Origin of the sequence: Sphingomonas sp. NIBR02145 (assembly GCF_027359115.1) — a bacterium.
In the GTDB taxonomy this organism is placed as follows: domain Bacteria; phylum Pseudomonadota; class Alphaproteobacteria; order Sphingomonadales; family Sphingomonadaceae; genus Sphingomonas; species Sphingomonas kyeonggiensis_A.
Map to the genome: position 1 here is coordinate 1,402,392 of NZ_CP114791.1, position 19,441 is coordinate 1,421,832.

Sequence of the window (19,441 nt, forward strand, 5' to 3'; positions counted from 1 at the left end):
GGAAGGCCGCTCGGGGGAAAGGTCCGTGCAAAGCGTCGCACTCGGGCCTGGCCGCAAGAAAAGCGGAAACAATGACTTACAGCTCGCGTCGAAGCTTCGTGGTTGGGGGTGTGATTGCAGCGGGGGCCGGAGTCGCCGGATGCAGCGGTGGCGGTGGCAGTTCCAGCACTGGCAGCGTCGTCACGCCTGTCGCGGAGGCAACGCCGAGCGGGCCGGTGCTGACCGCATCCGAGATGAGCGACTGGCAGAAACTGCTCGGCTCCTCCTTCGTGATCACCACGCCCAGCGGCAAGGTTACCGCCACGCTCGCCAGCCTGGAGCAGATCGTGGATGCATCGCGTCCCACCAATCTGGCACGGCACTTGGGCTTCTTCGCGACCTTCCAGATGGCGCTTGGCCAGGTACCCGCCGGCCAGAAGACCTACCAGCTGTCGCACGCGACCAAGGGCAGTTTCGATCTGTTCCTCGGCATGCCCGGACAGAGCAATGGCCAGGGCGTCATCACCGCCCTGCTCAACTAGCCAAGAGAAACTATCGGCTTCGCCCGCATGGGCGATCGCCGGCCAGCGAAAAGAAGGGCGCGACCGGTTGCGGACGCGCCCTTTTTCTTTCCTCGATACCGGCGGGTCAGAAACGGAACCCGACGCCACCCAGGACCTGATTGCGCGAGAAGCCGCCGGAATAGTTTGAGTAGCGATACTCGCTGGTCAGGAAGAATTGCCGGGTAACATCATATTCGACACCGGCGCCGAGGCGGAAGCCCGAGCGATCGTCATGGCTTTCGATCGTAGTGACGGCACCCGCGTTGGTGCTGGTGAGACGATCGCCGAAACGGGCATTGGTGTAGCCCGCCTTGCCATAGACCAGCACCCGCGGCGCCGCGACATAGCCGATGCGGCCGCCTACATAGAAATCGCGGTCGCCACGCTCGCACAGCCGGCCATTGGCCTGGGTGAAGCACGACTTCTGGGTGGTGCCGGTCACTTCGGCTTCGGGCGCCAGGCGCAGATCACCCACCGCCACGTCGTAGCCGGCAGTGCCGCCATAGACAAAACCCGAACCATCCTCGCCGCGGTGATCGACGCGGTCCCAGCCACCGGTGACGGCAACGCGGGCGCCGGTGAACGGAGCGCTTTCCTGCGCCATTGCGGGCGCCGCGACTGCGACGGATGCCAGCACAATGGCGGGAGCGATGAACTTCTTGAACATATGAGCCTCCTTTTCAATCCGATCAGCCAGTGATCGATGGAGGCGAGCTAGGGACGAAATCCCGGGAGCATCAGGCTACAAAAGTATTAGACACCCTGAGTAACACTCAGATTATCCCAAGGTATTATCCAGATGGTCAACCAAGTTACACAGCGCGGCGAGCCTGACATGGGCAGATGCATATCATCGTATAATGGCGAGAGCACATGATTCCGGGCGAAGCTCTCCCTTGCCCTCTCCCGGGCATCCTCTCCTGAACTTGCGGGCGGCTCCATTGGGGCCGCCCTTCTTTTGCGCGGGTCATTCAGTGAAGTCGAACGACCCTCGACCGACGGCAATCAGCGCCTCCATGTCCGCCATATGGGCAATGGCGGGCGCGGCCTCGGGCAGCGCCTCGGCAGTACGCACCCGCACGCCTTCGGTGAGCGTACGGTGCACGGGACAGCGATCGGCGATCTCCAGCAGCCGGCTACGCTGCTCAGGCGTGATCTCGCCTTCGAACTTGATCCGGCGAGAGAACACGTCCGGCGGGTTCTGCCCCTCCTCGCGCCGATGCCCGACCGCAGTGCAATGCACGCGCACGGGCCAGCCCTTGCGATCCGCGTAGAGCTGGAGCGTCATTGTCGTGCAGGCAGCAAGCGCGGCGGCGAGCAGTTGGTAGGGAGTGGGACCGGCGCCGAGGCCGCCTACCTCGACTGGTTCGTCCGCCATGAAATGCGCACCACCGGCCGATATTTCCAGCTGGAACCGCCCCGTCCCGCTCTTGGTGGCGACAGCTTCATCGAGCGTATCGTTCGTCTGCATCCACTTCACCTCGTTGTTGCGGCCCGGCAGCGGGCATTCCTTCCGACAGGCGCGGCTAATCCCGGCGCCGGGCCCGACGCCAGGTAACCACCAGCACATCCCGGCAAGCGGAAAGGGCCGGGTCCAGCGCGTGGATCGCGGTAACGCCGTGCCGGATCCGGCGATCATCAAGCAATACTGCCTCGCCCGGGGTAACCAGCGTAAAGCTGTCGCGACGGCCTGCCTCGTCGATGATGTGCGTGGTGCCGGCTTCGACGTTGCGCCGGTCGACCAGCATGACGAGCACCCAGTCCACCCCGTCGCGGTGCATGCCCTCGGGCGTGGGCTGGCCCGCCTCTCCGCCCAGCGCTTCGATCCGGAACTGATGGAATTCACCGTCCCAGCGCTGTTCGGGATCGCCATCAAGCGCCGAGAATAGCGGCGTGCACAGCGCAAACAGGTTGCGCGTGATCGGAAGGTCAACCAGCGCATCGGTAGCCGGCGCGAACCAGCGCTGGGTGTCGCCGTTCAGCGGGTTATAGTCGATGCTCTGGAAATGCGGCTGGTGCGCCTTGCGCAGCGCCTGTGCGCCCTGGAAGGTGAACGCGGCATAGCGCCGGCGGCGATAGCGGCCGCCATCCGCCATGTACTCGTCCTGGGCGAGATCATCCCAGCTCGCCGCGAAGCGCGCGAATTCCCCCGGGTCGGCGGCATGCGCCATCGCGCGGAAATCCGCGGCATCGACATGCACATAGCCCTTGTCGGCAAGCTGCTGCGCCAGCCCGGCGCCTGGTCCCGCAATTGCGCTGAAATCCATGCCTCGTCCCGTTCGTGCGGCTTCCATGCGCCGATGCCCGGCGCACGGCAAGCCAGACTTCGGTCGCAAAAATCGCTCCCGCCGGGCCAGCGCCGCGAAAATGCCGCCCGGGCCGCATCCCGGCAGCACATTCGCTGGTCATCGCAAGGCGCGGACCTCATCGTCCTTGCCCGTCATTTCCCAGCGGATCAGCGAGATCGGGATCGAACCGGCAGCACGGAAGCGATCATGGAACGACTTGATGTCGAACTTGTCGCCTTCCTGCATCGCGACATCGGCGAGCAGCTTCTCCAGCTCGACCTTGCCCATGTAATAGCCGATGCCATAGCCCGGCTGGCGCAGGTAGAGTTCGATATCGAACTGGGCGACCGCATCCCCAGGAGCCATCCATTTGGGCGTGCGAGAGACCAGCGAGGCATTGGCTTGCCGCCAGGTCCATTCGTTCGCCTGCATCTTCAGCTCGGGCAGGATGCGCGCGGCGCGCTTCGCGCCGAGGATATAGTCGATCTCGCGCGCCTTGGGGCGGCCCTCGAGCATGCCCGACTGGATCAGGAACTCCTCGAGATAGAAGGCCCAGCCCTCGTTGCGCAGGCCGTTGACGAAGAACAGCCGCGGCTGGCCGCGCACCGGTCGCGTGTCGCGCGCCGCCTGCAGTGCATCAAAGGCATGGCCGGGCAGGTTGTGCGCGCGCAGCGGGCGGCCATCGCGGAACTCTGCCTGAAAGAAGAAGTGGAGGTGCTGGGGCGGATCGAACAGGCCCGGCTTTGACGGATCCTTCTCGAAGGGGAACTGGTACGGCCCCTCCTCCGGGTCATGCTTCACATAGTCCGGGATGGTCACCCAATCGCCGTCGCGGAGGAACCGGAGCAGGTCCTCGTCCTCTACCTTGCGCTTGGCATCGAACTCGGCGCGGGTCTTGACCGGCTCGGGCATCGGGATGGCGCGGTTGCGATGCTCCTCGATCTTCAGGAAGGCGAGCTGGCGCTGATATTCGCGCTCGCCGATCACCCGGACCTCTTCAGGCGTATAGGGCAGCAGGAGGACGTGCTTGAGATACCAGGCATAGTTCTCGGCCCCCACACCGCCATATGCAGGCAAGGTGGCCTCGATGCTTTCGAGCCAGGCCTTGAACTCGGCCGCCGCGGCCTGGGCGCGCTTCGCCGGCGCGACGAGCGAAGGCTGAAGCTTCGCTGCCTGGGCGGCCAGCTCGCCATAGACGTTCACCTCGACCTGCTTCTGCACGATCGCCAGCCTTGCGAGATCGCCCCGCGCATCGGTGAGGTTCGCCCGCGCCTGGCGCAGGGCTTCCGGCACCGCGTTGAGCTTCGCCGCCAGCACCTCGGCCTTGTCCCTGGCGATCGGCAGCTTCGGGATGGCTATGGCGCCGTGCATCTTCGGCCCGAAGCCGAGATTGGTGGTGCTGTAGAAGGCCGGATCACGCTTCCATGGCTGCATCACCCGGTGCTGGAACTCGAGCCCGCGCATCTCGGCGAGGACGACCATGTAATCGACGCGCTGCGGGACCGGCCATTTGCCGTCGTCGATCGCCGCCAGCCGCGCCTCGAAGCGCTGGAGCTCGGCATAGTGGCGCGCCATCGTCGCTGGCGAATAGTCGGGCACGCCCTTGACCATCGGCGGCGGCACGAAGGCGCGGAATTCCTTGTAGAGCGCGAGCAGGGCGTCATAGCCCTGTGCCGCTGGAGCTTCCGCCTGAGCAGAAGCGGGCGGTGCAAGGGGGATCGGAAGCGCCGGCAAGGCCAGCAAGGCGGCGGCAAGACCCAGACGCTTCTTCATCCCCATTTCTCCTCGAATTGAAACCTGTCGTCACCCCGGCCTTGAGCCGGGATCCCGCTCCCTCTGGCTGCGGAAACAAGCGGGATCCCGGCTCAAGGCCGGGATGACGAGAGTGCCATCACAACGTGTTGAAGAACCGCGCCAGCCGCTCCATCGCTTCGGTCACCCGCGCCTCGGACTCCGATCCGAAGCAGACGCGCAGATGCCCTTCCCCGCCCGGCCCGTAGAAGCTGCCGGATTCGACCACGACATGCGCTTCCTTGAGGATCGCCATGGCGAGATCCTGCGAGGAACGGCCGGTGCCGCTGATGTCCGGAAAGGCATAGATCGTACCTTCGGGCTCGGCGCAGGCGACCCCGGGCATCTGGTTCAGCGCCTGGACGACGATGTCGCGCTTGCGGCGATCGGCCTCGACCATCGCCAGCATCGCATCCTGCGGTCCCTCGACCGCCGCACGCGCGCCCTCCTGGATGAAGACGTTGACGTGGGTCACGTCGGTCATGGTGATGCGCATGATCGCGGGCATCAGCTTCGCATCCGCGGTCAGGTAACCGATCCGCCAGCCGTCCATCGAATAGGCCTTGGTGAAGGCGAAGCAGGTGATCGTCCGCTCCCGCATGCCCGGCAGGCTGGCGATGCTGACATGCTCCGCCTTGCCATAGGTGATGTACTCATAGACTTCGTCCGACAGCACCAGCAGGTCATGCGCGATCGCCAGGTCGGCGACCTGCTGCAGCTCCTCGCGACTATAGACGCGGCCGGTCGGATTGGCCGGGTTGACCAGCACGATCATCCGGGTGCGATCGGTGATCTTCGCTTCGATCTTTTCCTTCGAGATCGCGAAATTGTCGGCCTTGTCGAGCCCGGCGATCACCACCTTGCCGCCCGCCAGCTCGGTCTTGCCGATATGCTGGGGGTAATAGGGATCAAGCAGGATCACTTCGTCGCCCGGATCGATCGCGGCCATGAAGGCGGCGAACGAGGCATGGGTAAGCCCGTTGCACACGAGCACCTCGTCGACGCCGTAGTCGAGCCTGTTGAACTCGGTAAGCTTCTTCACCAGCGCCTGGCGGAAGGAGAGCGTGCCGCGGAAATCGCCGTAATGGACGATACCAGCATCGAGCGCAGCCTTGGCGGCCTCCTTGATGTGGAGCGGCGTATCCGCATGCGGCCGGCCGAACTCGAGATGGATCAGGTCCACCCCCGCTGCATCCAGCTTGGACGCTTCGTCATACATGCCGAAGCTCTTCTTCGATCCGCCCGTGAGGCGCTGTGCCGGCCACTTCATTCTCGACCCCTTTTCGACTCCATTACCCGTGAATAATTGCGTGATATATGATATTTCAAGCTTGAAATTTCAGGCTTGAAATATCTACGCTGCGAGCGTTAGGTGACACGGACAGAGTCGCCGCGAGGGAGTACTGCTCGATGAAGATCGCATGCGTGGGCGGCGGGCCGGCGGGGCTCTATTTCGCCATCTCGATGAAGGTGCGCGACAGCAGCCACGACATCCACGTCTTCGAGCGCAACCGCGCCGACGACACGTTCGGCTGGGGCGTGGTCTTCTCCGACCAGACGGTCGAGAACCTGATGGCCAACGATCCCGTCAGCGGCGAGACGATCCGCGGCGAGTTCGCGCATTGGGACGATATCGACGTCCATATCCATGGCGAGTGCATCCGCTCCTCCGGCCATGGCTTCATCGGCATCGGGCGCAAGCGGCTGCTGGCGATCCTGCAGCAGCGCGCCCGCGACCTTGGGGTGCAGCTCCATTTCGAGCATGAGGCAAGCGACGACCTGGCCGACTGGGCGGATTATGACCTGGTCATCGTCGCCGACGGCGCCAACAGCCGCATCCGCGACCGCTATGCCGAGCATTTCGACATCGACATCCAGCCGCGCCGCAACAAATATATCTGGCTCGGCACGCACAAGGTGTTCGACGCCTTCACCTTCGCCTTCGAACAGCTCCCGGAAGGATGGGTCTGGGCGCACGCCTATCGCTTCGACGACAGCCTATCGACCTTCATCGTCGAGATGGCGCCGGAGACCTGGCACGCGCTCGGCCTCGACCAGGCGGGCCAGGACGATGCAATCGCCTTCAGCGAGCGGGTGTTCGGCAAGTATCTCGACGGCAACGCGCTGATGTCGAACGCCGGGCATCTGCGCGGCTCGGCGGCCTGGCTCAACTTCCGCCGGATCGTCACCGGGCGCTGGTCGTACGACAAGCTGATCCTGCTCGGCGACGCGGCGCACACCGCGCATTTCTCGATCGGATCGGGCACCAAGCTGGCGCTAGAGGACGCGATCAAGCTCGCCGAAGTGCTCAACCGCCCCGGGCTCGGCCGCGAACAGGCGCTGGCCGAATACCAGGCCGAGCGCAGCGTCGAAGTGCTCAAGCTGCAGAACAGCGCGCGCAACTCGACCGAATGGTTCGAGACGCTCGACCGCTATCTGCCCTTCGCGCCGATCCAGTTCGCCTATTCGCTGCTCACCCGATCGCAGCGCGTGAGCCATGAGAACCTCCGCCTGCGCGACCCGGAATGGCTGGAAGGCGTGGAGCGCTGGTTTCAGGCCCAGGCGCCGGGCGGCAAGGGCGACAAGCCGGTCCCGCCGATGTTCGCGCCCTACAGGCTGCGCGAGATGGCGCTGGACAACCGCGTCGTCGTCTCGCCCATGGCGATGTACTCGGCGGTGGACGGTACGCCGAACGACTTCCACCTCGTCCATTACGGCACCCGCGCCCAGGGCGGTGCCGGCCTCGTCTATACCGAGATGACCTGCGTCTCGCCCGAGGGGCGGATCACGCCGGGCTGCCCGGGCATGTACGCGCCCGAGCATGTCGCGGCGTGGCGGCGGGTCACCGATTTCGTCCATGCGAACAGCGGTGCGAAGATCTGCCTCCAGCTCGGCCATTCGGGTGCCAAGGGCTCGACGAAGATCGGCTGGGAAGGCATGGACCAGCCGCTCGACAGCGGAAACTGGCCGCTGATCGCCGCCTCGGACGTGCCGTGGAGCGCGGGCAACGCGACGCCCCGACCGATGACCCGCGCCGACATGGACGCGGTGCGCGACCAGTTCGTCGCGGCGGCGCGGATGGCAGTCGATGCCGGCTTCGACATGATCGAACTGCACGCCGCCCACGGATACCTGCTCTCGAGCTTCATTACGCCGCTGCAGAACACCCGCACCGACGACTATGGCGGCAGCCTGGAGAACCGGCTGCGCTATCCACTCGAGGTGTTCGCGGCGATGCGCGCCGCCTGGCCCGCCGAACGGCCGATGTCGGTCCGCATCTCGGCAACCGACTGGATGGGCGACCAGGGCGTCACGCCCGAGGAGGCCGTGGAGATCGCCCGCGCCTTCAGCGAAGCCGGTGCCGATCTGATCGACGTCTCGGCCGGCCAGACTTGGGCCGAGTGCAAGCCGGTCTATGGCCGCATGTTCCAGACGCCCTTTGCCGACAAGATCCGCAACGAGGCGCGCGTCTCGACCATGGCGGTAGGCAATATCTTCGAGACCGACCACGCCAACTCGATCCTCGCCGCCGGCCGCGCCGACCTGGTCGCGATCGGGCGGCCGCATATGGTCGATCCGATGTGGACGCTGCGCGCCGCCGCCCAGCACGGCTATCGCGGGGTGCGCGTGCCGCCCCAATATCTTGGCGGGATGAGCCAGCTCGCCCGCAACCTGCAACGTGCCGCCGAGACCGGCGCGGCACTCCGGAGCTGACGCCGATGCGCCTCAAGGACATTCATGCAGTCGTCACCGGCGGCGGATCGGGGATCGGTGCCGCGATTGCGCGCGCATTCGCCGAAGAGGGCGCCCGGCTGACGTTGCTGGGTCGCCGGCTCGACGCGCTCGAAGCCGTGGCCGCGACTATCCCCGGCGCGATCGCAGTCTCCGCCGACGTGACCGACCGCGCATCGATCGATGTCGCGTTCGAGGCCGCCCGGGCGGCGCATGGCCCGATCGGCATCCTGGTCAACAATGCCGGCATCGCGCCCAGCGCGCCCTTCGCCAAGGTCAGTGCCGAGGCGTGGCGCAAGACGATGGCGACCAATCTCGATGCGCTGTTCGATTGCTGCCAGGCGGCCCTGCCCGACCTGCTCGCGGCGCCTGCCGGGCGGATCGTCACCGTGGCCTCGACTGCGGGGCTCAAGGGCTATGGCTATACCGCGCCCTATGTCGCCTCGAAGCATGGCGCGATTGGGCTGATGCGCGCGCTCGCCGCCGAATTCGCCGCGACCCCGCTCACCGCCAACGCGCTCTGCCCCGGCTTCACCGATACCGATATCGTGGCGAAGGCGGTCGCGACGATCACCAGCCGCACCGGCCGCAGCGAAGCCGAGGCGCTTGCCGAGCTCACCAGGCACAATCCGCAGAAACGGCTGATCACGCCGGAGGAAGTCGCCGCGGCGGCGGTGTGGCTCTGCCTGCCGGCCAGCGGATCGGTGACTGGTCAGGCGATCCCGATCGCCGGCGGAGAAGTGATGTGACCCGCGCCACATCGCTCCGCGAGAAGCATGACGGCGCGCTCGACGATCGCGGCAGCGTGCGGCTGTGGCTGCGGCTGCTCACCTGCACCACGGTGATCGAAAAGCGCCTCAAGCGCCGCTTCGCCGACCAATATGGCGTCACCCTGCCCCGCTTCGACGTGATGGCCGCGCTCGACCGGCATCCGGAAGGGATGACGATGGGCCAGCTTTCCCAGGCGCTGCTCGTCTCGAACGGCAACGTCACCGGCGTCGTCCAGGTGCTGGTGCGCGATCGCTATGTGAGCCTGGCCCCCTCGCCCACCGACGGCCGCTCCTCGGTGGCGCGGCTGACCCAGCTCGGGCGCGAATGCTTCGCCGGGCTGGCCGAGGCGCATCACGAATGGATCGAAGCGATGCTGGCTGGACTGGGCCGCGAGGAACGCGGCCAGCTCCACCAGCTTCTGGGCGTGCTCAAGGACTCGCTCGCCGCCGAGGAAGGAGAGGAATGACCATGGATCCGACCAGCTTCGCACCGGAGCATTTCGGCTGGGCCTTTAGCGAGGGTGTGGCGACGGTCACGCTCAACCGGCCCGAACGGAAGAACCCGCTGACCTTCGAAAGCTATGCCGAGCTGCGCGATACCTTCCGCGACCTCGTCTACACGCCGCAGGTCAAGGCAGTGGTGGTCACCGGTGCCGGCGGCAATTTCTCCTCGGGCGGGGACGTCCATGAGATCATCGGTCCGCTGACCGAAATGGCGATGCCCGAGCTGCTCGCCTTCACCCGGATGACCGGCGACCTGGTCAAGGCGATGCGTGCCTGCCCACAGCCGATCGTCGCGGCGATCGACGGCATCTGCGTGGGGGCCGGGGCGATCATGGCGATGGCATCGGACCTGCGCCTCGCCACGCCGGCGGCGAAGACTGCCTTCCTGTTCACCCGCGTCGGCCTCGCAGGCTGCGACATGGGCGCCTGCGCGATCCTGCCGCGGATCATCGGCCAGGGCCGCGCCTCCGACCTGCTCTACACCGGCCGGATGATGTCCGCCGAGGAAGGCGAGCGCTGGGGCTTCCACAACCGGCTGGTACCGGCCGAGAGCCTGATCGACGAAGCGCTGGCGCTGGCACGCGGCATCGCCGCCGGCCCGACCTTCGCGCACGGTATCACCAAGACCCAGCTCAACACCGAATGGGCCGTGAGCGTCGAAACAGCGATCGAAATGGAAGCGCAAGCCCAGGCAATCTGCATGGCAACAAAGGACTTCCGCCGCGCTTTCGAGGCTTTTGCCGAGAAGCGTACGCCCGTGTTCGAGGGCGACTGATGGCCGACCGCAGCTTCCTCGACTGGCCCTTCCTCGACGACGGGCACCGCCAGCTGGCCGATGCGCTGGAGACCTGGTGCATCGCCAACCTCTCCGATCATCACGGCGCGGAGGTGGACGCCGAATGCCGCCGGCTGGTCCGCGCGCTCGGCGACGGCGGCTGGCTGCGCTACTGCGTGCCGGCTGCCTGGGGCGGCGTGCACGACACGATCGACATCCGCTCGCTGGCACTGATCCGCGAGACGCTGGCGCGGCATTCGGGGCTGGCCGACTTCGCCTTTGCCATGCAGGGGCTGGGATCGGGCACGATCTCGCTGTTCGGCACCGAAGCGCAGAAGGCCACCTATCTCCCCGCCGTGGCGCGGGGCGAGAAGATCGCCGCCTTCGCGCTGACCGAGCCGGGCTCGGGCTCCGACGTCGCCTCGATGGAGACGCTGGCCGAGCGCCATGGCGATGGCTGGCGGGTCAACGGCGCGAAGACCTATATCTCGAATGGCGGCATCGCGGACTATTACGTCCTCTTCGCCCGCACCGGCGAGGCACCCGGCGCCAAGGGCATTTCCGCCTTTGTCGTCGATGCCGAGACGCCGGGGCTCAGCGTCACCGAGCGGATCGAAGTGATCGCGCCGCACCCGCTCGCCACGCTGGAGTTCACCGACATGGCGCTGCCCGCCGACGCGCTGCTCGGTGAAGCCGGGCGGGGTTTCGCGGCGGCGATGGCGACGCTCGACATCTTCCGCACCACCGTGGGCGCGGCGGCGCTGGGCTTTGCCCGCCGCGCGCTCGACGAAGCGACAGCGCGGGCCCGCACCCGCAAGCTGGGCGATGGCACGCTGGCCGACAATCCGGTCACCCAGTCCAAGCTCGCCGAGATGGTGCTCGATATCGACACATCGGCGCTGCTGATCTACCGCGCCGGCTGGCTGCGCGACGTACGGGGCCAACGCAACACCCGCGAGGCGGCGCTGGCCAAGCTCCACGCTACCGACAGCGCCCAGCAGGTGATCGACAAGGCCGTGCAGATCTTCGGCGGCCTCGGCGTCACCGTCGGCGCGCCGGTCGAGGCGCTGTACCGGGAGGTACGGGCGCTGCGCATCTATGAGGGCGCCTCCGAGGTGCAGAAGATCGTCATCGCCCGCCAGCATCTCGCCCAGAGCGCGGGCTGATGTTCCGCGTCTCCTACCCCCTGCGCTTCGCGCACTGCGACCCGGCGGGCATCGCCTTCTACCCACGCTGCCTCGAGCTGTGTGACGCCGCGGTGGAAGACTGGACCCCGGCCGTGCTGGGTGATGACAGGCGTGCTATGCACATGGGCCGCGGGCTCGGCCTGCCCACCGTCAGCCTCACCTCCACCTTCACCGCGCCGAGCAGACTGGGCGACCGGCTCGACTTCACCGTGCAGCTCACCCGGGTCGGGCGTAGCTCGATCGATCTCGAAGTCGAAGTGACCTGCGAAGGTGCGCCGCGCTTCAGCGTCCGCCTTACCCAGGTGCTGATCGCGCTCGCCGGCGGCACCTCGCAGCCCTGGCCTCCCGAATATCGCCAACGCCTTGAAACGGAATGCCAATGACCGCCCATCAAAGCCTGCTCCCTCCCGGCTGGAAACGCCCGCGCGGCTATGCCAACGGCATCGCGGCCAGTGGCCGGATGGTGTTCACCGCCGGCGTGGTCGGCTGGGACGAAGAAGAGCGCTTCGTCTCGGCGGATCTCGCCGGGCAATTCCGCCAGGTGCTGATCAACACGCTGGCGATCCTTGCCGAGGGTGGAGCCGGCCCCGAGCATATCGTCCGGATGACCTGGTACGTCACCAGCCGCGACGAATATCTCGCGCAGATCGCCGAGATCGGCGCCGCCTATCGCGAACTGATCGGCCGCAACTATCCGGCGATGGCCGTGGTTCAGGTCGCGGCACTGGTCGAGGCCGAAGCCAAGATCGAGATCGAGACGATCGCGGTCGTCCCCACCGCCTGAGGAACCCCAAAATGCAGAAATTCGACTGGGCCGATCCCCTGCTGCTCGATGCGCAGCTGGAGGATGAGGAGCGGATGATCCGCGACACCGCGCGTGACTATGCCCAGGCACGGCTCGCGCCGCGAGCAATCGAGGCGTTCGACCGGGAAGTCACCGATCCGGCCATCTTCCGCGAGATGGGCGAACTCGGGCTGCTCGGGCCGACCATCCCCGAAGCCTATGGCGGCGTCGGCGCATCCTATGTCGCCTATGGCCTGATCGCCCGCGAGGTCGAGCGGGTGGACTCGGGTTACCGCTCGATGATGAGCGTGCAGTCGAGCCTGGTCATGTACCCGATCCACGCCTTCGGCTCCGAGGCCCAGAAGCAGAAGTGCCTGCCGAAGCTCGCCAGCGGCGAGTGGATCGGCTGCTTCGGCCTGACCGAACCCGATGCCGGCTCCGACCCCGGCGGCATGCGCACCCGCGCCACGAAGATCGACGGCGGCTACCGGCTGAACGGCGCCAAGACCTGGATCTCCAACGCCCCGATCGCCGACGTCTTCGTCGTCTGGGCCAAGTCCGATGCACATGGCGGGGCGATCCGTGGCTTCGTGCTCGACAAGGGGCTCAAAGGCCTCTCGGCACCGAAGATCGAAGGCAAATTGAGCCTGCGCGCCTCGATCACCGGCATGATCCAGCTCGACGATGTCGAAGTGCCGGAAGACGCACTGCTGCCCGACGCCGAGGGGCTCAAGGGCCCCTTCTCCTGCCTGAACCGCGCCCGCTACGGGATCAGCTGGGGTGCTCTTGGCGCCGCCGAGTTCTGCTTCCACGCCGCCCGCCAATATGGGCTGGACCGCCACCAGTTCGGCCGCCCGCTTGCCGCGACCCAGCTCTTCCAGAAGAAGCTGGCCGACATGGAGACCGAGATAGCCCTCGGCCTGCAGGCCTCGCTGCGCGTCGGGCGGCTGATCGACGCGGGCCGGTTCGCGCCGGAGATGATCTCGATCGTAAAGCGCAACAATGTCGGCAAGGCGCTCGACATCGCCCGCGCCGCGCGCGACATGCATGGCGGCAACGGCATTTCGGGCGAGTTCCAGGTGATGCGCCACGCGATGAACCTGGAAACGGTCAACACCTATGAAGGCACGCACGACGTGCATGCGCTGATCCTCGGCCGTGCTATCACCGGGATCGCCGCCTTCTGATCTTGCCCGGCCCGCTTCCTACAGCGGGCCGGCGGCTGACTCGCCAAAGTACACGAAGTACAGGCCAAGAGCGGGTTTTTCGGCACCTCAAGTTGACATAGTTCCCGCAAGCGCGCCGCAACTCGCAACAATGTTGCGTGCGCGTAATCCTATTTCGCCAGCAGCCTCAAGGAGCGGCCGGACCAGAGGCCCAGCCGCCCAAGGCAAGCATGCGAAATCCTACATTGCAAGCGGGCCTGCCCTTCACTTCACCAGCAGGATGCGGCTGTTGGGCGGATAGGCCCATTCGAAGCCGCGATCGGTGACCACGCCATTGTCCTCGAGCGGGATCTTGATCTTGCGCGGGCCCCATTCGGGCACCTGCGTGTAGAGGAACAGCTCGATCGACAGGAAATTGCTCGACCGCAGCTGATAGGTCATGCGCAGCGGGTTGAAGTCGGCGATCGACGGGCCCGAGCCGTGACCCCAATCGCCCACCGAGTGGCTGCCGATCACCACGTCGGAGACCTTCATGTCCTTGCTGGGATCATCATAGCGACCAAGCACCAGCCCCGGCGTTTCCGCCACCCGCTTGTTGACCGCGGCCAGCGCATCGCCCGCGGTGACGCCAGGGCGGATCACGTCGAGGATCATCCGGCGGATGTCCTGCGCCTTGTCATAGGCACGCTGCACGCCGGCCGGCGCCGCGTTCTCGCCGGGCTTGAGTACATAGGCCATGCGCTTCATGTCGGTGTAGTAGAACAGGTAATTCACGCCCCAGTCGACGGTGATCAGGTCGCCCGGCTGGATGACATGATCGCCCGAGACCGGCCCGCGTTCGCCGGGGCCGAGGATATAGATGCTCGGCAAGCCGAAGCTGCTGCCCAGCCCCTCCTTGTGGAGTTGCTCCATCATCCACCAGGCGACATCGCCGGTGGTAGTGTGACCGGGCAGGATCACTTCGTTGGAAAGCGCGCGCTCCAGGATGGTGCGCGAATATTCCCCGGTCCTGGTGAAGGCAGCGATCTCATTGACGGAGTGACGGGCGCGGAAGTCGGAAACCAGCTTCTCGGCCGGGACCAGCCGCCCGGCCAGCAGCGGGCCGAGCGTCTCGACCAGCTTTCCATGCAGCGAATGGCTGAGCCCGTCGGCGGTGCCGATCTCGGAGGCGACATTGATGCCGATCCGCTTCGGATCGCGCGCCTCGACGAACTTGCGCAGCTCGGCGGGCGAGACTTTCAGGTCATAGATCGGGCATTGATCGAACCCTGCCCCGCCGATCCCCATCGCGGCGCGCTCGATCCGGCCGCTGCCGGTGCGATCGGTGAAGACATAATAGCCGATATCGCCGACATAGCCGCCGCCGAGCAGCCCGGCATTGGGATCGTCATGCCCTTCGCGCGAGGCGACGATCCACATATCGATGCGGTTCTCGCGCATCACCTCGGGCAGGATCAGGTCGAGCTTGTCCTTGCGGATCTGGCACATCTGATCCCAGCGGCGCTTGGCCTCCTGGCCCTGTGCGGGCAGCGCGGCGAGCAGCGGCAGGATCGCGAGCAGCAGGGCCAGCCGGCGCAAAGGCTTGAACGACAAGGTGGTTCTCCCATGATTTCCTCATGGGGAACGTGACAGGACCACAACGGAAATGGAACAATAATCACGCGATTATCGTTGATATTTTGCCGATCGATCGGCATGGGGCGCTCCGAAAAGGATCAGGACCGAATCCTGCCGCCGTCCCGCCTGCAAGGCCGGGCGGGCAAGCCGCTACCGGCCCGTTCGGGCGGGAATGCATATTGATAGGTGCAAATGCATATGTTTTCGACTAACCCGTCTGCATGCACCGTCCGGCCCAGCGCAACGTCTTGATCCTGCGGAAAGATTGAGGGAAACATGGCCACGAGTGCGCTTAAGAGAACCACAAGAGCGGCAGAGGACCTGATGGACAATCGCACCGTCTACGACCCGAGCAGTCCCAATTTTCGCCTGGAAAACTCGCCATTCTACCTGATGGCGCACGCCGACTTCAAATATCACGAGGACATGGACATCGTGCTGCACAAGCATGGCGTGTCCAAGCCGATCTACCGGGTGATGACCGTGCTGCGCGAGCGCCAGCCGGCCAGCATCGGCGCGATTGCCGAGGCGGCGCTGACCAAGCGCTCGACGATCAGCCGGATCATCGACCGGATGGTCGAGCAGGGCCTCGTCACCACCGAGCCGAACCCCGAGGACAACCGCATCACCGAAGTGACGCTGACCCCGGCCGGCCAGCAGACCCTGCGCAAGCTGACCCCGATCGTCGGCCGCCAGTTCACCCGCGCGATGGACGGGGTGAGCGACCGCGACATCGCCCATCTGCTCCGCACGCTGCAGAAGATCAGCGCGAATTTGAGCAAGCTGCCGATCGAGTGACCTCGTGCCCCCGGCTCGAACCAGCCGGGTCATGGTTCCCTTCCATCGTCATCCCGGCTCAAGGCCGGGATGACGAAAGAGGGGGAACTGATTATCGCGACCCGCCCTCCACCACCAGCTTGCCGTCCGCGATGACATAGCGGACGTCGCGGAGATTCTTCAGCGAATCAAGCGGGTTGGCGCCGACGATCAGGATATCGGCGATCTTGCCGGGCTCGATCGTGCCGAGCTTGTCGCCCATGCGCAGGATCCTCGCACCGACGCTGGTGGCCGAAGCCAGGACATCGGCATTGGTCATGCCCGCCTGGTGGAGATAATCGAGCTCGCGGAAATAGGCGTCCGGGTAGCGCCATTCATTCTCGAACGGGATGTCGGTGCCCACCCCGATCGGCACGCCGGCGCGATACGCCTCGTTCACCCGCTTGAGGTGATCCTGCTGGTTGATCACGAAGCGGCGCGAATGGGTGTAATAGAAGCCGCCGCTGGGGATGCCGGCGGTCGGGTAGCCGCCGTCCAGCAGATTGTCGAAGGCGCCGATCGTGGGCACGAAGGCGGTACCGTGCTTCTTCATCAGCGGCACGGCCTTGTCGCTGAGCAGCAACGGATGCTCGAGCGTATCGACGCCCGCCTCGATCGCCCAATCGGTGTACTGGCCATAGCTATCAATCGCGACAGGGACGCCCAGCGAATGAGCCTCCTCGATCGCGGCGGCGAGTTCTTCCTTGTCGGCGGGAGCGCTGATCTTGATCCAGTCCGACAGGCGGCGAACCTGCTCGCGCACGGCCTTGCGCCATTCCCAGGGACCGTCGACACCGTGCGGGTCACCACCGAGATTGGGCTTTTCGCGGCCGGTGGCGGTGGAGGTGACTTCGTCGCCATGCCCGCCGGTGCTGGCGATCAGCTTGCCGCTCCACATCACGCGGGGGCCGCGGATCATGCCGCGATCGACCGCCTCCTTGATGCGCAGCGCGACGTCATCCATCGTGCCGACATCGCGCGCGGCGGTGATGCCGGCAGTGACCATCTGGTCCGCCAGGATCGTGCCGCGGATCGCGGCGGCCGCCGTGCTGTCCGAATAGCGGCCCATATCGGTGCCGCGCTGCTGGGTGAAGTGGATGTGCAGGTCGATCAGGCCGGGCAGGATCCACAGGCCCGTGGCATCGATCGTGCGCGCCGCATTGGCGGGCACCGGAGTGCCGGCGGAGCCGGCGGCGACGATCCGGTCGCCCTGCAGCACCACCACGGCATTGGCGATCGGCGCCCCGCCCCGCCCATCGAGCAGCGTGCCGCCGGTGAGCACCACCACCGGCTCCTTGCTGCGGTCGATCGGCGGGATCGGCACGCGGCGGACATCGTCGCTGGTCTCGGGGATCGGGCGCTGCTGGGCATGCGCGACATGCGGGGCGATCGCCCCGATCAGGAAAGCGGCGGAGAGCGCCGCTCCCTGCAGCAAATGCTTGCGCGTGACCCGCAGCGTCCCCGTCTCAACCATGGCGCGACCCCTATTATTCCCAATTACACATGATTTAAAGCGTGATTCTCTTGACGAGGCAAGGGTCATTTGCAAGCTTGCTTCTCAGCGGCTCCGCTTGGGAGGGGCCGTGGCTGGGAATCGCGCGGATGAAGCAGACAAGGCTGGAGGGAGGCCCGGCATCGCCGACAGGGCAGCACGGCCTTGGGGCAGGCACGCTGGGCGAAGCGCTGCAGCATGCGATGGGACTGGCACGCGGCGGGCAGCCCGGGCCAGCCGAGGCGATATTGCTGCGCGTGCTCGACCTCGCGCCCGAGAACCCCGACGCGCTTCAATTGCTCGGCATGATCGCACGACAGGCCGGGCGGAATGCGGATGCCGCTACGCTGTTCCGCCGTTCGCTCGCCGCCAATCCCGCCCAGCCGCACGTGCACAACAATCTCGGCAACTGCCTGCTCGACCTGGCCGATCCGGCGGGCGCAGCCCTCGCCTATCGCGAGGCGCTGCGGCTGGCGCCGGGCTATGACGAAGCGCGGGTGAACCTCGCGATCGCGCTGCTCGGATCGGACGACGCGGCAGGTGCCTGCGACACGCTCGCCCCCCTGCTCCGCCGCGATCCGCGCAACGCCCGCGCCTGGGCGACGCTGGGCCAGGCACGACGCGCGGCGGGCGAGCTCGACCATGCGATCACCGCCTTCCGCACCTCGCTCGCGTTGCGGCCGGACCATGTGCCGACGCTGCACAATCTGGGCGTCGCACTGCGGATTGCCGGCTGGCGGGACGAGGCACTGATCCTGCTCGCGCGCGCGGCGAAGCACGATCCGACAAGCCCGGAGATCGCCTATAATCTCGGCCATTGCCTGCAGGATCTCGGGCGGATCGATGCGGCGATCGTCGCCTATGAGCGCGCGATCACGCTGCGTCCCACAGACCGCGCGGCGCATGAATCGCTCAACGGATTGCTCTGGCGGCAGGGGCGCGGCGATGCCTGGCTGAACAGCTATCGACTAGCATTAGCGATGCATCCGGACGACAAGGGACTGCTCTGCGACCTTGCCGATCGCCTGTTGCTGGCCGGGGATGCGGCCGGTGCCGCGGCATTGCTCGCCCCCCATGCCGACCGGGCCGGACCGGAACTGCAGCATCAGCTGGGCCGGGCACGCTGGTCGCTCGGAGAAGCCGACGCCGCGCTGGCGCGGTTCGACGCGGCCGGCGATTTCGCCCCGGCGATACGCGAAGCGGCGCGGGCCTGCATCATTCTCGATCGCCCGACCGAGGCGCTGGAGCGGATCGAGCCGCTGCTCGCCGCCGATCCTTTCGACCAGCAGGGGCTGGCGCTGCAGGGGCTGGGCTGGCGCTTCACTGGCGATCCGCGTGAGGCATGGCTGAATGATGCCGAGCAGCTGGTCTCGGCCAGCCTGCTGGCGCCACCCGATGCGGGCTTCAACGCCCGGCTCGATACCGCGCTCTCCGCCCTTCACCGAGACCAGCAGCACCCGCTCGACCAGACGCTGCGCGGCGGCACCCAGACCAGCGACGACCTGTTCGCCCTGCCGGACCCGATGATCGCCGCCGTGCGCGGGATGATCGAGGCGCGGGTGCAAGAATGGATCGCCGGGCTACCCATGGATGCCAGTCACCCGTTCCTCAGCCGCAACACCGGGCGCTTCGCCTTTTCGGGCTCCTGGTCGGTGCGGCTGCGCAGCGCCGGGTTCCATGAGAACCATATCCATCCCGAGGGCTGGATCAGCGCCTGCTATTATGTCGCCCTGCCCGATGCGGTGACCCGCCATCGCCAGGGCTGGCTCAAGTTCGGGGAAACCGGGCTGCGGCTCGGGGAACGCGAGCGGATCACCCGGATGATCCGGCCCGAGCCAGGGCTGCTCGTGCTGTTCCCCTCCTATTTCTACCACGGGACGGTGCCGTTCGAGGATGCCGGCCACCGCACCACCATCGCCTTCGACATCGTGCCCGCATGACCGGGCACGCACGCAATCGTGCCCGCATGACCGCGCA

18 protein-coding genes are annotated in these 19,441 nt (G+C 66.4%); 11 read left to right on the top strand and 7 right to left on the bottom strand.

Translation table 11 applies throughout. From position 1 onward, the window contains the following. Window positions 1-71 precede the first annotated feature (71 nt). Window positions 72-521, top strand: coding sequence for a DUF6916 family protein (locus O3305_RS06330; protein WP_269575629.1), 450 nt, complete (start codon window positions 72-74; stop codon window positions 519-521). A 106-nt stretch (window positions 522-627) separates the two neighbouring features. Here the strand turns inward: O3305_RS06330 and O3305_RS06335 are convergent, their stop codons facing one another. The 5 genes from O3305_RS06335 to O3305_RS06355 form a co-directional block, all read right to left on the bottom strand. Then, complete coding sequence (locus O3305_RS06335; RefSeq protein ID WP_269575630.1) at window positions 628-1,209, bottom strand: outer membrane protein; 582 nt, start codon at window positions 1,207-1,209, stop codon at window positions 628-630. Between the two features lie 300 nt (window positions 1,210-1,509). Continuing rightward, window positions 1,510-2,013, bottom strand: coding sequence for an OsmC family protein (locus O3305_RS06340; RefSeq protein WP_269575631.1), 504 nt, complete (start codon window positions 2,011-2,013; stop codon window positions 1,510-1,512). Window positions 2,014-2,068: 55 nt separating this feature from the next. Further along, complete coding sequence (locus tag O3305_RS06345) at window positions 2,069-2,809, bottom strand: 2OG-Fe dioxygenase family protein (RefSeq protein WP_269575632.1); 741 nt, start codon at window positions 2,807-2,809, stop codon at window positions 2,069-2,071. A 138-nt stretch (window positions 2,810-2,947) separates the two neighbouring features. Then, entirely contained in the window at window positions 2,948-4,603 is a 1,656-nt protein-coding gene (locus O3305_RS06350) for a DUF885 family protein (RefSeq protein ID WP_269575633.1), read from the bottom strand. Between the two features lie 118 nt (window positions 4,604-4,721). Further along, window positions 4,722-5,891 carry a pyridoxal phosphate-dependent aminotransferase gene (locus O3305_RS06355; RefSeq protein WP_269575634.1) on the bottom strand — a complete coding sequence of 390 codons (1,170 nt, stop codon included), beginning with the start codon at window positions 5,889-5,891 and terminating at the stop codon, window positions 4,722-4,724. A 140-nt stretch (window positions 5,892-6,031) separates the two neighbouring features. Here O3305_RS06355 and O3305_RS06360 point away from each other — a divergent pair, with 140 nt between their 5' ends. From O3305_RS06360 to O3305_RS06395, 8 genes are read left to right on the top strand one after another with little or no spacing between them, the layout of a single operon-like run. Continuing rightward, window positions 6,032-8,335: a bifunctional salicylyl-CoA 5-hydroxylase/oxidoreductase gene (locus O3305_RS06360; RefSeq protein WP_269575635.1), complete on the top strand. Its 2,304-nt coding sequence runs from the start codon at window positions 6,032-6,034 to the stop codon at window positions 8,333-8,335. A gap of 5 nt (window positions 8,336-8,340) precedes the next feature. Then, window positions 8,341-9,102 (top strand): SDR family NAD(P)-dependent oxidoreductase, encoded by a 762-nt coding sequence (locus O3305_RS06365; protein WP_269575636.1) that lies wholly within the window; start codon window positions 8,341-8,343, stop codon window positions 9,100-9,102. Further along, window positions 9,099-9,590, top strand: a complete 492-nt coding sequence (locus O3305_RS06370; protein ID WP_269575637.1) for a MarR family winged helix-turn-helix transcriptional regulator — start codon at window positions 9,099-9,101, stop codon at window positions 9,588-9,590. Before O3305_RS06365 ends, O3305_RS06370 begins: the two co-directional genes overlap by 4 nt. Further along, complete coding sequence (locus O3305_RS06375) at window positions 9,587-10,402, top strand: enoyl-CoA hydratase family protein (RefSeq protein ID WP_269575638.1); 816 nt, start codon at window positions 9,587-9,589, stop codon at window positions 10,400-10,402. The genes O3305_RS06370 and O3305_RS06375 overlap by 4 nt, the downstream gene beginning before the upstream one ends. Beyond that, window positions 10,402-11,568, top strand: a complete 1,167-nt coding sequence (locus tag O3305_RS06380; RefSeq protein WP_269575639.1) for an acyl-CoA dehydrogenase family protein — start codon at window positions 10,402-10,404, stop codon at window positions 11,566-11,568. The genes O3305_RS06375 and O3305_RS06380 overlap by 1 nt, the downstream gene beginning before the upstream one ends. Then, window positions 11,568-11,972, top strand: a complete 405-nt coding sequence (locus tag O3305_RS06385; protein ID WP_269575640.1) for an acyl-CoA thioesterase — start codon at window positions 11,568-11,570, stop codon at window positions 11,970-11,972. The genes O3305_RS06380 and O3305_RS06385 overlap by 1 nt, the downstream gene beginning before the upstream one ends. Further along, entirely contained in the window at window positions 11,969-12,373 is a 405-nt protein-coding gene (locus O3305_RS06390; protein ID WP_269575641.1) for a RidA family protein, read from the top strand. Before O3305_RS06385 ends, O3305_RS06390 begins: the two co-directional genes overlap by 4 nt. 11 nt (window positions 12,374-12,384) lie before the next feature. Next, window positions 12,385-13,560, top strand: coding sequence for an acyl-CoA dehydrogenase (locus O3305_RS06395; protein ID WP_269575642.1), 1,176 nt, complete (start codon window positions 12,385-12,387; stop codon window positions 13,558-13,560). A gap of 243 nt (window positions 13,561-13,803) precedes the next feature. Here O3305_RS06395 and O3305_RS06400 read toward each other — a convergent pair whose 3' ends face one another. Further along, window positions 13,804-15,132, bottom strand: a complete 1,329-nt coding sequence (locus O3305_RS06400) for a M24 family metallopeptidase (RefSeq protein ID WP_269575643.1) — start codon at window positions 15,130-15,132, stop codon at window positions 13,804-13,806. A 348-nt stretch (window positions 15,133-15,480) separates the two neighbouring features. Between O3305_RS06400 and O3305_RS06405 the strand changes: the two genes are divergently transcribed. Next, window positions 15,481-15,954, top strand: coding sequence for a MarR family winged helix-turn-helix transcriptional regulator (locus O3305_RS06405; protein WP_184165226.1), 474 nt, complete (start codon window positions 15,481-15,483; stop codon window positions 15,952-15,954). A 91-nt stretch (window positions 15,955-16,045) separates the two neighbouring features. On the opposite strand, the gene O3305_RS06410 is transcribed toward O3305_RS06405, so the two are convergent. Beyond that, window positions 16,046-17,446, bottom strand: coding sequence for an amidohydrolase family protein (locus O3305_RS06410; RefSeq protein ID WP_269575644.1), 1,401 nt, complete (start codon window positions 17,444-17,446; stop codon window positions 16,046-16,048). Between the two features lie 128 nt (window positions 17,447-17,574). Here O3305_RS06410 and O3305_RS06415 point away from each other — a divergent pair, with 128 nt between their 5' ends. Beyond that, the gene (locus tag O3305_RS06415) at window positions 17,575-19,404 is read left to right on the top strand and encodes a tetratricopeptide repeat protein (RefSeq protein WP_269575645.1); all 1,830 of its coding nucleotides are present in this window, start codon (window positions 17,575-17,577) and stop codon (window positions 19,402-19,404) included. The last annotated feature ends 37 nt before the right edge of the window (window positions 19,405-19,441 follow it).

Bases quoted from the DNA above. Each gene is read 5' to 3' on its own strand.
- O3305_RS06330 (WP_269575629.1), top strand. From the start codon at position 72: ATGACTTACAGCTCGCGTCGAAGCTTCGTGGTTGGGGGTGTGATTGCA.
- O3305_RS06335 (WP_269575630.1), bottom strand. From the start codon at position 1,209: ATGTTCAAGAAGTTCATCGCTCCCGCCATTGTGCTGGCATCCGTCGCA.
- O3305_RS06340 (WP_269575631.1), bottom strand. From the start codon at position 2,013: ATGCAGACGAACGATACGCTCGATGAAGCTGTCGCCACCAAGAGCGGG.
- O3305_RS06345 (WP_269575632.1), bottom strand. From the start codon at position 2,809: ATGGATTTCAGCGCAATTGCGGGACCAGGCGCCGGGCTGGCGCAGCAG.
- O3305_RS06350 (WP_269575633.1), bottom strand. From the start codon at position 4,603: ATGAAGAAGCGTCTGGGTCTTGCCGCCGCCTTGCTGGCCTTGCCGGCG.
- O3305_RS06355 (WP_269575634.1), bottom strand. From the start codon at position 5,891: ATGAAGTGGCCGGCACAGCGCCTCACGGGCGGATCGAAGAAGAGCTTC.
- O3305_RS06360 (WP_269575635.1), top strand. From the start codon at position 6,032: ATGAAGATCGCATGCGTGGGCGGCGGGCCGGCGGGGCTCTATTTCGCC.
- O3305_RS06365 (WP_269575636.1), top strand. From the start codon at position 8,341: ATGCGCCTCAAGGACATTCATGCAGTCGTCACCGGCGGCGGATCGGGG.
- O3305_RS06375 (WP_269575638.1), top strand. From the start codon at position 9,587: ATGACCATGGATCCGACCAGCTTCGCACCGGAGCATTTCGGCTGGGCC.
- O3305_RS06380 (WP_269575639.1), top strand. From the start codon at position 10,402: ATGGCCGACCGCAGCTTCCTCGACTGGCCCTTCCTCGACGACGGGCAC.
- O3305_RS06385 (WP_269575640.1), top strand. From the start codon at position 11,568: ATGTTCCGCGTCTCCTACCCCCTGCGCTTCGCGCACTGCGACCCGGCG.
- O3305_RS06390 (WP_269575641.1), top strand. From the start codon at position 11,969: ATGACCGCCCATCAAAGCCTGCTCCCTCCCGGCTGGAAACGCCCGCGC.
- O3305_RS06395 (WP_269575642.1), top strand. From the start codon at position 12,385: ATGCAGAAATTCGACTGGGCCGATCCCCTGCTGCTCGATGCGCAGCTG.
- O3305_RS06405 (WP_184165226.1), top strand. From the start codon at position 15,481: ATGGACAATCGCACCGTCTACGACCCGAGCAGTCCCAATTTTCGCCTG.
- O3305_RS06410 (WP_269575644.1), bottom strand. From the start codon at position 17,446: ATGGTTGAGACGGGGACGCTGCGGGTCACGCGCAAGCATTTGCTGCAG.
- O3305_RS06415 (WP_269575645.1), top strand. From the start codon at position 17,575: ATGAAGCAGACAAGGCTGGAGGGAGGCCCGGCATCGCCGACAGGGCAG.